Raw genomic sequence first — 12,000 nt, 5'->3', positions numbered from 1 at the left:
CATTGCCGGGTAGCTAAGTTCGGAAGAGATAACCGCTGAAAGCATCTAAGCGGGAAACTCGCCTTGAGATGAGATTTCCCGGAGCCTTGAGCTCCTTGAAGGGTCGTTCGAGACCAGGACGTTGATAGGTCGGGTGTGGAAGTGCAGTAATGCATTAAGCTAACCGATACTAATTGCCCGTACGGCTTGTCCCTATAACCTTGGCAGTCATGCCAGGGTACAATGACAGCTGTTTGTTGACACAACAGATAAAACTACTTCTTCCAGATTCAGCGTCGCGTCTTCCTCAGGAGACGACACGCGTACAAGTCATGCCTGATGACCATAGCAAGTCGGTACCACCCCTTCCCATCCCGAACAGGACCGTGAAACGACTTTGCGCCGATGATAGTGCTGCAACCAGTGTGAAAGTAGGTTATCGTCAGGCTAATTATTCGCAGCAGCCCGCTCAGTTGATACTGAGCGGGCTTTTTGCTTTTCTGGATCCTGAAATTGCCGGGCAAACTCAGTTGGCGAGGCCATGCTTCACGGCGTATCGGATCAACTCCGCATTGGTCTTCAATTGCATCTTCCCGAGGATGCGGCTGCGGTAGGTATTCACGGAACTGATGCTGATCTCGAGCTTGCCGGCGACCTGCTTAATCGTCAGCCCTGAAGCCAGCAGGATCAGTACCTGGCTTTCTCTCTCGGTCAGTGCATCGTGGGGATGCGGATTTTTCGGCGCCGTCAATTCGTTCGCCAGCAAATCGGCCAGCGCCTCGCTCACGTAACGCCCACCGCCGCACACCTTGTGTACCGCTTTCAAAAGCACATCGACGCTCATGGACTTGGTGACGTAGCCGCTTGCGCCCTCGCGCAGACTCTCGATCCCGAACCGGCTTTCCGCGTGTGCGCTGATGACCACGACCGGCACCTGCGGAAACCGTTGGCGCACCGTGCGGAGGGCCGCCAGTTCATCGGGCGGGCCCAGGCCCAGATCCAGCAGCAGAATGTCCACCTGTTGCGCGGCCAGCAGCGACAACAGGGAGGGCAGGTCCCAAGCCTCGCCGACGACTTCGATCCCTCTGTCCGAGGTCAGGGTTTTCTTGATGCCTTCACGGACCAGTTGATGGTCATCCGCCACGACAAGTTTGATCATCGACTTTCATCCGAAATAAGAGCTATTGGTTGTTGCTTTGACGCAATTGTAAGGATTGTAAAACGGGAGGCAGGCTTACAGTAGGTCATAAAAAATACGACAGCAAATTCCATGCAAAACAGCTGCCATGAGCGCCACAGCCTCGAATGAGAGGGCGGCAGCCGCCGCTTTGGGCAGAATACATGAAGGCTACGACAAAACGATGTGACAGCTTGTCGTAAATTCTGCGAGTCTTGTGCAGTGTGATGTCCGATATTCTGGAAGCATGAGCTTGATTCCACTGGAACCATGAAAGCAGTCAAACCAAATCCCCAGGATTCCATCGGCAACGACGTGGATCGCGAACCGCGCGAGCCGACCGGCTTTTCGGCGTCGCATTCCCCGGAAGGCTACGTGGCTCTGGAATGGTTCCGGCATGCGCCCGGTTTCGTCGCATTTCTCGTCGGCCCCGAGCTGGTGTTCGCTCATGCAAACGATGCCTACAAGCGGCTGGTCGGGCGCGAGCAGCTGCTGGGCTTGCCCTTCCATGTCGCGTTGCCGGAAGTGGCCGAACAAGGGGTGACCCTGCTGCTGCAGGACGTCCTCGCACGCGGGGAAAGACACGTCGAGCGGGCGCGCGAGGTGCAGGTGCCCAGCCCTGACGGCGACACGCAATTGCGCTACGTCGACTTCGTCATCCAGCCCATTCCCGACGCCGACGGCAAGCGCATCGGCGGCTTGCTGATCCAGGGCAGCGATGTGACGATGGAAACGGTCTCGCAACGCGACCTCCAGTTCAGTCTCACCCACGACGTGCTGACGGAATTGCCGAACTATGCGCTGTTTCGCGACCGCCTCGGCCACGCGCTGCGGCGCGCCGCCCGCGCCCAGCGTCCGCTGCAGGTGGCGGCGCTCGACCTGGACCAGTTCAAGCGGGTCAATGCCTTGCTCGGGCGCGAGGGCGGCGAGCGGATCCTGCGCGGCGTCGCGCGGCGCATCGAGTCCGCGGCCGGCGCCGAGGCCACCGTCGCGCGCGAAACCGGCGACAAGTTCCTCCTCCTGATCGAAGGCGAACCGCAGGCCAATCAATCGGGGCGCATGCAGTACATTGCCAGGGCACTGGCGGAGCCCTTCGAGCATGCCGGCCGCTCCGTGTATCTGACCTGCTGCATTGGCGGCGCAACATTTCCCTTGAGCGGACAAACGGTGGACAGCCTGCTGCTGGCCGCCGACCGCGCCCTCGCACGCGCAAAGGAAGCAGGGCCGGGCATCCTGCGGTGGGACGATACCTGCCCCGATGAAACCGAACTCGAACGCTTCCGGCTTGGTTTCGCCTTGCGCGAAGCCATGGCCGGTGGCGAACTGGAAGTTCACTACCAGCCCCAGGTCGACCTCGTGAGCGGCGCGATCTGCGCCGTCGAGGCGCTGGTGCGCTGGACCCGGGATGGCGAAAAGGTGCCTGCCGCCACCCTGATCGCCGTCGCCGAGGAGTGCGGCCTGATCGCCGACCTCGGCGACTGGGTATTGCGTACCGCCTGCGCCCAGGCCATGCGCTGGCGGGAAATGGGCTATACCTCGCTGCGCGTCGCGGTCAACCTGTCGGCGCGCCAGTTTTCGATGTCCAACCTGGAGGCGAGCGTCACGGCTGCGCTGGCCGATACCGGCTTGCCCGCCAGCTGCCTCGACCTCGAACTGACCGAAAGCCTGCTGATGGCCAACCTGGACGGCGCGGTCGACAGCCTGTTCGCATTACGCCGGCTCGGGATCCGCATCTGCCTCGACGATTTCGGCACCGGCTACTCCAGCCTTGCCAATCTGCGCAGGCTGCCGATCGACCTGCTCAAGATCGACGGCACCTTCCTGAAGAGCGTGCCCGAGGAAGAAGACGCTTCGGCGATCGTGCACGCGATTATCACGATGGGGCACAGCCTGGGCATGCGCGTGCTTGCCGAGGGCGTGGAACGTGAAAGCCAGTGCGAATTCCTGTCCCGCCACATGTGCGACGAGCTGCAGGGCTATTACGTGTCCGAGCCGATTCCGGCCGACGCCATGACCGGCTTCCTGGGCGCGGATCGGGGCCTGGCGCCGAAGCTGCTGCGCTTCGACCGAGCCCGTCCCACGCTGCTGCTGGTCGACGACGAGCCGAGCATCCTGTCGTCGCTCAGGCGCCTGCTGCGTAACGAGAATTATCGCATCCTGACCGCGAACAGCGGCAGCGAAGGCTTGCAGGTGCTTGCGGAGAATGAGGTCGACGTGATCGTTTCCGACCAGCGTATGCCCGGCATGACCGGGGTTGAATTCCTGCGCACCGTGCGCCAGCTGTATCCGGACACCGTGCGCATCGTGCTGTCCGGGTTTACCGAACTCCAGACCGTGACCGACGCCGTCAATGCGGGCGCGATCTACAAATTCCTGACCAAGCCCTGGGATGACGAGCAGTTGCGCAGCCATGTCCAGGAGGCGTTCTCGTATGGCGCGATGGCCAACGAGAACCGCCTGCTGACGCTGGAAGTCCGCACCGCCAACCAGAAACTGGCGGCGGTGAACCGCCGGCTCGAGACCCTGCTGGAACGGCAGCGGGGCGAGATCCAGCGCGGAGAGATCAGCCTGGACATCGTCCATGAAGCGCTCAGCAATGTGCCGATGCCGGTGCTGGCAAGCGACGACCTCGGCATGATCGTGCTGGCGAACCGCGCCGCGATGGACTTGTTCGCCGGCCATGGGCCGGTGCTGGGTTGCGACGTCCACCAGCTGTTCCCCGGGTTGCCCGACGACCTGCCTGAAGGCGCCAGCCTGTCCTTCGAACTCGGTCTGGGCGACAGGCGGTATGCGGCGGACCTGCTCCCGATGGGCAGCGGCAGCCACTCGCGCGGCTGGATGATCGCGATCGGCAGGCCTGGGGGCAGTATGCCGGTAAACGAAGACAAGACATAAGGGAGCACCGGAATGATGAAGCGTTTTCGCGTAGTTCCTACGAGCGAGGCCGAGGAGGGCATGTTGCTCCATGAAGATGTGCGGGACCGGGCGGGCAACGTCCTGCTGCCGGCGCTCACCGCGCTGACCGCCGCGACGATCAAGTCCCTGTTGCGGCGCGACGTCGAGATGCTGCTGGTCGTCGACGACTCGATCACGCAGGAACAATTGGCGGCCGAACGCCTGCGCGTCCAGGAAAGGATCGCCTACCTGTACCGTCACGCCGGCGGCGGGCGGGCGGATGCGCTGGTGCGCAAGGTGGTCGAGGAGTACCGGATGGCGGAGCTGCAATGAACACGCTGGATATCAACCAGGTCGTCAAGAGCATCCGCGACCTGCCGGCATTGCCGTCGATCGTCATGGACCTGATCAGTTCCTTCGAGCGCGAGGATGTCGACGTCACGACACTGGCCGAAAAAATGTCGAGGGACCAGGCCATGGCCGCAAAGACCCTGCGCCTCGCGAACTCGTCCTTCTATGGGCTGCCGGCGAAGGTCAAGACGGTCAAGCAGGCGATCGTGGTGCTCGGCTTCGACAGTGCGAGGGCGCTGGCGGTCGCCAGCAGCGTGATCGACAGCCTCGACGCCGGCGGCAGCCGCCACATCGACGTCGCCGGTTTCTGGCGCCATTCGATCGCGGCCGCCCTGTGTGCGAAAAGCCTGGCCCGCCATGCGCACATCGACCAGGATCATGCCTTCATCGCCGGGCTGCTGCACGACATCGGCCGGCTGGTGCTGGCCTCGCGCTTCCCCGACCAGTACGCGGGGGTGATCGAGGACAGCGCCGGCCGGGATTCGACCCTGGCCGAGGCCGAGGTGCGCCTGCTGGGCGTAGATCACCAGCGCGTCGGGCAGATGCTGGCCGAGAACTGGAAATTTCCTCCCCTGATCCAGCGGGCGATCGGCACGCACCACGCGCCGGCCAGCGCCGACCTGGGCGATGTGCCGGGTGTGGTGCATGTGGCGAACGCGATGGTCCATGCGCTGGACCTGGGCGGCGGCGAGCACGTCGCCGTGCCGCATGTGCACGATGCGGCCATCGACAGCCTGCGTCTCACGCCGGCGCACCTGTACGCGGTTTGCCGCGAGACCGAGACGCAGTTCGAGGAAGCGTGCCGTCTTTTAATGTAGGGCGAGAATCATGCAAGAAAAACTTGAGGTGGCGTGCGGGAGCGAAGCCGCGGAGCGCCGGGAATCGGTGGAGGCCGAACTGCTGCGCCGCAACCAGGAGCTCACCGAGCTGAACGAAAAGCTGTCGCGGGCGCAGGAGCAATTGCTGCAGTCGGAAAAGCTGGCGTCGATCGGCCAGCTCGCGGCCGGGGTGGCGCACGAGATCAACAACCCCATCAGCTTCGTATTCTCCAACTTCGGCACCTTGCAGACCTATGTCGTCGACCTGCTGCGCGTGCTGGTCCGCTACGAGCAGGCCGAGAAGTTCATTTCCGATCCCGAGGTGGTGAGCCAGATCGCGGCGTTGCGCAAGCAGGTCGACCTCGACTTCCTGATGGACGACGTGCCGGTCCTGATGAGCGAGTCGCGCGAGGGCATCGAGCGGGTCCGCAAGATCGTGCAGGACCTCAAGGATTTCTCGCGGGTCGATGCGCACCAGGACTGGCAATGGGTGAATCTCCATCACGGCATCGATTCGACACTGAATATCGTCAACAACGAAGTCAAGTACAAGGCCGACATCGTCAAGGAATACGGCGACATCCCGGAAGTCGAATGCCTGCCGTCCCAGATCAACCAGGTGATCATGAACATCGTCGTCAACGGCGCGCATGCGATTGACGGGCCGCGTGGACGGATCACGATCCGCACCGGGACCGCCGAGGGCCATGTGTGGATCGAGATTGCCGACAACGGCAGCGGCATCCCGAAGGCGATCCAGTCGCGCATCTTCGATCCCTTCTTCACCACCAAGCCGATCGGCAGCGGGACCGGCCTGGGCCTCTCGCTATCCTACGGCATCATCAAGAAGCACCGCGGCAGGATCGAGGTGCAGAGCGAGCCCGGGCAGGGCACCGTATTCCGCATCGAGCTGCCGATCAGGCACGAGGATGCGCAGGACGGCAAAGAGGTGCAGGAATGAACGGGTACGCCGCGTCGAAATCGGATGCACCGGTGGCTACCATCCTGTGCGTCGACGATGAGCCGAATATCCTGGCGTCGCTGCGGCGCCTGTTTCGAACTGAAAATTACCGGGTCTTGTGCGCCGGCAGCGCCGCGGCGGGGGTGGCGGTGCTGGAGCAGGAAGCAGTGGATATTGTGATCTCCGACATGCAAATGCCAGAGGTCAATGGCACAGAGTTCCTCGAGTGCGTGCGGCGGCGCTGGCCGTCCACCCTGCGTATGCTGCTGACCGGGCATGCGGACGTCGAATCCACGATCGGCGCCATCAACCGCGGCGAGATCTACCGTTACATCACCAAGCCCTGGAACGAAAGCGGGATGCTGCTGGTCGTCCGCGACGCGATCGAACGCCAGGGACTGGAGCGCGAAAAACGCCGGCTCGAGGCCCTGACCAGGCAGCAGAACGAGGCATTGCACGAGCTGAACCAGACCCTCGAACAGCGCGTACGGGACAGGACGGCGGAACTGAGCGCGGCCCAGCGGTCCCTGCAGGCCTCGAACGACCGGCTGAAGACGAATTTCCTCACCCTGATCAAGATCCTGTCCGGCCTGGTCGAGACGCGCGGCGGCTTGACGGCGGGACACGGACGCCGGGTGGCCGACCTGGCGCGCCGGATCGCGCTGCGCATGGGGCTGTCGCCGCGCGAGGCGCAGGACGTGTTCGTGGCCGGCCTGCTGCACGAGATCGGCAAGACCGGTTTTCCGGACAGCCTGCTCGGCATGCCGGAGTCGCTGCTGAAAGGCGACAAGCTTGGCATGTACCGCAAGTATCCCCAGCTTGGCGAACAGGTGCTGATGCCGCTCGAAGAACTGCGCGAAGCGGCGCGCATCGTGCGCACCCATCGCGAGCGTTTCGACGGCTCCGGCTTCCCGGACGGGCTGGCCGGCTTCGATATCCCGATGGGCGCGCGCATCCTGGCGGTGGCCCACGATTTCGAGTCCTTGCAGCAGGGCTTGCTCGTCCAGCGCCAGGTGGACGCCAGGAAGGCCACCGACCTCGTGGTGGAAAGCAGGGGCAAGCGCTACGACCCGGAGGTGGTCGAGGCCTTCTACGATATCCGGACCGGGCGCAGCATCGCAGACGAGGTCGCGGAGATCGCCATGGGCGTGTCCCAGCTGAAGACCGGCATGGTCCTCAGCCGCGACCTCCTGTCCGCGGAAGGCGCCTTGCTGCTCTCGGCCGACCACGTGCTGAGCGACCGCATGCTGAAGCAGCTGGCGGAATACGAGCGCAGGTCGCAGGCCGAGATTCAACTCTTCATCAGGTCGGGAGCCGCGCATGCGCAGAATAATGATTCTTGACGACGAGACCGCCGTCGCGAATGCCCTGCGGCGTACCCTGCGTCTGGCATTCCCGCTGGACGACGTGGTGATCGAGACCTTCGACGAACCGGAAGCCGCGGTGCTGCGCGCGGGCGAGCAGGATTTCGACGTCGTCATCTCGGACTACCGCATGCCGGGTCTGAACGGCGCCGACGTGCTGCAGCTGGTCAAGGGCCTGCAGCCGGATGCGATCCGCATCGTCGTCAGCGCCACCACCGAATACATCGATATCATCGCAGCGGTGAACCGGGCCGAGGTGTTCCGCTATATCGCCAAGCCATGGCAACAGGACGAGCTGATTGCGACCGTGAAGCTGGCATTCGAGCGCAGGGACAGCCTGGTGCAGGCGAGGACGGGGCAGGGCGCCGTGACGCCGCCGGACAACGAGGCCGACCGGCATGAGATCGCGCTGCGCCGGCTCGAGGAGGAGGAGCCGGGCATCACGCATGTCGAGCGGGATGAACACGGGAATATCCGCCTGTTCTGATGTCATATGGAGGAAGGATGAGGCCATCCGGAAGCACGGACGCGGCGAGCAGCGCCCCCGTCGAGCCACTGCCGGCCCGGGAGGATGCCGGGCGCGACGAGATTGCGCGCAGGATGCATTCCTTCGCCGCCGTGTCGCTGGCCCTGGCCCTGGACATCGGCGGGGATGAGATCGCGGCCCGCGTCTGGCGCGAGCTGCGGGGCGAGGTTTGCGGTATGGCCGTGTACCGGCAAGATGGCCGGCAAGCTTGCCGCGCCGGGCCGTGCCTGCTGTCGCACGCCGGTTTCCCGGCGCCGCCGCGGGACGCCGCGGAACTGCTGTCGGCGTGCGCGGCCGGCAGCCCGCTCCGGCTGACGGAAGAGAATCGTCCAGCGTGGATCGGGACGGACGCGGCCTGGCTGGTGCTGGAGTGCTTCGGTGCCGGCCAGGACGAAGGCCCGCGCGGCTGCGTGCTGTTCGCCGTGTCCACCGACGTCGTGAGCCCTGCCTTGCAGGCCCTGCTGCAGCAGGTGGCCCGGCGCGTGGCGGAGTGCCTGTCCGCGCCGCCGGGCGGGGTTGGCGCCGCCCTCCCGCAGCAGGAATTGCGAAGGCTGCTGGAGGCCGTCCAGAAGGTCAGGGCCGACGAGATGCGCTTGCTCGCACGCGAAGTCCACGATCAGCTGGGTCAATTGCTGACCGCCGCCAGGATCGATATCCGCCTGCTGGAACGGCGCATCCAGGGGGGACTGGCGCCGGAGCGCGAGGAGACGCTGCGGGACCTGGGGTCGGCCCTGTCCAGTATCGACCAGGCGATTGCCTCGGTCCAGGATCTGTCGATACTGCTGCGTCCGCCTGCCCTGGAAGCCGGCGGCCTGCTCGGCGCCTTGCGCTGGCTGGCCGGGGAATTCCAGCGCCGCCATGGGATCGCCTGCGAGCTGAGGCAGGCCGGGGCCGGCTATGTCGAGCCGCCGCGCTTCGTGGCCGGCGAACTGTTCCGGATATGCCAGGAGGCGCTGACGAATGTGCTGCGCCACGCGGACGCGAGCCGGGTCCTGCTCCAGGTATCGGTACGGGGCTGCAAGCTGCTCGTGCGCGTATGCGACGACGGCGTGGGCATTGCCTGCCATGCCGCGGCCTCGACGCATGCCATCGGACTGGCCGGGATGCGCGAACGGGCCGCCAGCATCTCCGCCAGCCTGGCCATCCACGGCCGGCCGTCCCGCGGCACCATCCTTTCCATCCGCCGCAAGCTGGCGCTTTCCTGAAAAATAGTATGAAGAACTGGATTTCTCGTTTGATCGGCGGCGCGGAAGCGGAGACGGCCGCGGCCGCAATTAGCGCCCAGGCGGCCGACACCCGGCAGCAGGAACTGCAAGCGGAACGGATCGGCAGCGAGATCGACGCCGCCTACTACCGCTGGCTGACCGGCTCGTCGGGCTTCAATGCGCCGGCCGAGCTGGAAAACCGGATCCTCGATCAGGTCGGGATCCTGGCGGCGCGTCCGGACACCGCCGCCGGGCTGGTGCCGCGCGTACCCGAAGTGATTCCACGGCTGCTGCGCAGCCTGCGCGACGAGGACGTGTCGACTGCCGAGCTGTCGAGCCAGGTGATGCAGGACGTCGTGCTGGTCGCGGAAGTGATCCGCGAGGCCAACAGCGCCTATTACCGCCCGATGAGTCCGGTGAAAACCGTCGAGGCCGCAATCATGATGCTCGGGCAGAACGGACTGCGCATGCTGCTGGCGCGCATCGGCTTCCGGCCGGTCATCAAGATGCAGACCGATGGCTTTTCGAGCAAAGCCGCACCCCATATCTGGAGCCAGTCGGAAAAGTGCGCGCTTGCGGCCAGCCTGGTGGCGCCCGGCCTGACCGCCGGCGTCTTCGAGTCTTATCTGGCCGGCCTGATGCAGAACGTGGGCCTGGTGGTCGCTTTCCGGATGGCGGACCGCGTCTGCCCGAACGGCGGCATACCTTGCTCCGGCGAATTCGGCGTCAAGCTGCTGGCTGCCAGCCGGCAACTGTCGGCGGGCATCGCACGGCACTGGGATTTCCCGCAGGAGGTGACGGATGCCATCATGGAGGCAGGCACGCCGGACGAGTCCAGCCTGGCGCGCGCTCTTTTCCAGGGCGACCGCATTGCCAAACTGCGGCTCCTGCTCGACGCCTGCGTGCTGTCCGAGGATGACCAGCTGGTGAGCGAGGGGCTCGACAGCTTCCAGCGCCGCTGCCTGGGCAAGCTGGGCCATCTGGAAGGATGAACCGGCAGCGCCGCGGCTTAAGGAATTCTGTTGACTCGTCGCAACATCGTTACGCCAAGCTTGTCATTCAATTTGCGACATGGCGACGATTATTTGTGACACGAAGGCCTGCCTGATTTCTGGTCGTTCGTAAAAACATCCTTGTTTTCAACGGCTTGCGAGGGCGTTCTCGCGCGCGCGTGGCGAGCCCTGCTCGTCGTAATTACGAAAGCAACTGTGACGCCGACGACAAGGTCCGTTACGATCAGGAACGTGTTCAAGAAACAACTTCCGTTCCAAAGTCATCACGCCTACAGATCGTCATGAGTACCGTCGTTCGTCCGCCCGAAGCCGCACCGGCCAGCCAGGATCCGATCCAGGACGAGATCCAGGTGCTGGAGTTCGTCTGCAAAGGGCAACGCTTCGCCGTGCCGCTGTCGTGCGTACGGCGGGCTGTGCTCAGCGCCCAGCCGCAGAACTTGCCGGGCGCATCCGATATCGTGCTCGGCGTGCTCAACGTCGGCGGCGAGATCGTGACCGTGCTCGATTTCGCGCGCCGCGCCGGCTGCGGGCCGACGACGATCGCTCCCGCGCACCAGTTCCTCATCGTCGACCTGGCCGGCTTTGCCTGCGCCTTCGTGGTCGACCGGATCAATGGTCCGGGCACGGCGGCCCGCGCCGCCGCCGGATGGCCGGGCGCGGCGAAGGCCGCCGGATTCGTCGACGGTGCGCTGGAGCTGCCGGATGGCCTGTGCCTGGTAATCGACCCGGCGCGCTTCCTGTTCGACGATGAGCGCGCGCAGCTTGCGCAGGCGCTGGCGGGAGCGGCCGATGAGCAGAACTGAGCAGGCCATGCCGGCCGCCGTCGCCCTGGACCTGGCTGCGCAGCGGGTAGAAGCCGAACTCGGCCTCCATTTCTCCGGTGCGAAACGCAGGCAGTTCGACGCCGCCCTGGCACGGATGGCGGAGGCCCTCGGCCATGCCGGTCCCGAGGCCGGCGCGGCCTGGCTGCTGGCCGGCGAATGGGACGAGGCGCGCAGCGCCCTGTGCGCCCGCTTCCTGACCATCGGCGAGACCTATTTTTTCCGCGAGCCGCGCGCACTCGACCTGGTGTGCGATTATGCCAGGACGCACCTGGCGGCCGGCAAGACCCGCCCGCTGCGTATCTGGAGCGCCGGCTGCTGCACCGGCGAAGAGCCGTATTCGATCGCCATGGCGCTGCGCCGGCGCGTGCCCCGGCTTGCGCCGGCCATGACATCGATCCTGGCCACCGACCTGAACCCGGAATTCCTCGATTTCGCGCGCGCCGGCGTGTACCGGCGCTGGTCGTTCCGCCGGACCGACCCCGCCGACCAGGCGGCCTTCTTCCATGCGCACGGCGACGGACGCTCCGAGATCGATGCTTCGCTGCGCGAACAGGTCCGCTTCGCCCAGCTGAACCTGGCCTCCCAGGCGTATCCGTCCGCCGTCACGGCCACCCAGGCCATGGACCTCATCTTCTGCCGCAATGTGCTGATGTATTTCGGGCGGGCGCAGATCGCGCGCGTGATCGCCCGTCTGCGCGACAGCCTGGTCGATGGCGGCTGGCTGGTGGTGAACCCCAGCGAGGCCTCGGCGGAGCTGTTCGTCGGCTTCACGCCCGTGTATCACGCGGATGCCGTGTTCTTCCGCAAGAGCGCGGAACCGGCGATTGCCGCGGCGCCTGCCGCCGCGCCCGCCCACGCGGCGCGGGCCGCCACCGCCGCCGCTGCGC

Annotated in this window: 11 protein-coding genes and 2 rRNA genes; 12 read left to right on the top strand and 1 reads right to left on the bottom strand. The window is 65.2% G+C overall.

Annotated features, from left to right (window positions below):
* Window positions 1–194, top strand: a 23S ribosomal RNA gene (locus AC1DOQ_RS26500); the annotation flags it as partial.
* Window positions 195–314: 120 nt separating this feature from the next.
* Window positions 315–427, top strand: a 5S ribosomal RNA gene (gene rrf, locus AC1DOQ_RS26495).
* Between the two features lie 78 nt (window positions 428–505).
* Here rrf and AC1DOQ_RS26490 read toward each other — a convergent pair.
* Entirely contained in the window at window positions 506–1,138 is a 633-nt protein-coding gene (locus tag AC1DOQ_RS26490) for a response regulator (RefSeq protein WP_477371265.1), read from the bottom strand.
* Between the two features lie 288 nt (window positions 1,139–1,426).
* Here AC1DOQ_RS26490 and AC1DOQ_RS26485 point away from each other — a divergent pair, with 288 nt between their 5' ends.
* The 10 genes from AC1DOQ_RS26485 to AC1DOQ_RS26440 form a co-directional block, all read left to right on the top strand.
* Window positions 1,427–4,051, top strand: coding sequence for an EAL domain-containing protein (locus AC1DOQ_RS26485; RefSeq protein WP_477371262.1), 2,625 nt, complete (start codon window positions 1,427–1,429; stop codon window positions 4,049–4,051).
* A 60-nt stretch (window positions 4,052–4,111) separates the two neighbouring features.
* Window positions 4,112–4,384 (top strand): hypothetical protein, encoded by a 273-nt coding sequence (locus tag AC1DOQ_RS26480; RefSeq protein WP_477371260.1) that lies wholly within the window; start codon window positions 4,112–4,114, stop codon window positions 4,382–4,384.
* Complete coding sequence (locus AC1DOQ_RS26475; protein ID WP_477371257.1) at window positions 4,381–5,220, top strand: HDOD domain-containing protein; 840 nt, start codon at window positions 4,381–4,383, stop codon at window positions 5,218–5,220. Before AC1DOQ_RS26480 ends, AC1DOQ_RS26475 begins: the two co-directional genes overlap by 4 nt.
* 10 nt (window positions 5,221–5,230) lie before the next feature.
* Window positions 5,231–6,181 carry an ATP-binding protein gene (locus AC1DOQ_RS26470; RefSeq protein WP_477371254.1) on the top strand — a complete coding sequence of 317 codons (951 nt, stop codon included), beginning with the start codon at window positions 5,231–5,233 and terminating at the stop codon, window positions 6,179–6,181.
* Window positions 6,178–7,524, top strand: coding sequence for a response regulator c-di-GMP phosphodiesterase, NosR family (gene nosR / locus AC1DOQ_RS26465; protein WP_477371251.1), 1,347 nt, complete (start codon window positions 6,178–6,180; stop codon window positions 7,522–7,524). Before AC1DOQ_RS26470 ends, nosR begins: the two co-directional genes overlap by 4 nt.
* The gene (locus tag AC1DOQ_RS26460) at window positions 7,514–8,032 is read left to right on the top strand and encodes a response regulator (RefSeq protein ID WP_477371248.1); all 519 of its coding nucleotides are present in this window, start codon (window positions 7,514–7,516) and stop codon (window positions 8,030–8,032) included. Before nosR ends, AC1DOQ_RS26460 begins: the two co-directional genes overlap by 11 nt.
* A 401-nt stretch (window positions 8,033–8,433) precedes the next feature.
* The gene (locus AC1DOQ_RS26455; protein WP_477371245.1) at window positions 8,434–9,276 is read left to right on the top strand and encodes a sensor histidine kinase; all 843 of its coding nucleotides are present in this window, start codon (window positions 8,434–8,436) and stop codon (window positions 9,274–9,276) included.
* Between the two features lie 8 nt (window positions 9,277–9,284).
* On the top strand, window positions 9,285–10,268 hold the full coding sequence (locus tag AC1DOQ_RS26450) for an HDOD domain-containing protein (protein ID WP_477371242.1): 984 nt from the start codon (window positions 9,285–9,287) through the stop codon (window positions 10,266–10,268).
* A gap of 302 nt (window positions 10,269–10,570) precedes the next feature.
* Window positions 10,571–11,092, top strand: coding sequence for a chemotaxis protein CheW (locus tag AC1DOQ_RS26445; protein WP_477371239.1), 522 nt, complete (start codon window positions 10,571–10,573; stop codon window positions 11,090–11,092).
* Window positions 11,079–12,000 (top strand): CheR family methyltransferase (locus AC1DOQ_RS26440; RefSeq protein ID WP_477371236.1); only part of this gene is annotated, 922 nt, incomplete at its 3' end. The genes AC1DOQ_RS26445 and AC1DOQ_RS26440, both read left to right, overlap by 14 nt.

This window comes from Massilia sp. 01N417, from assembly GCF_056399645.1.
This window is presented reverse-complemented; position numbering and strand designations above follow the sequence as displayed.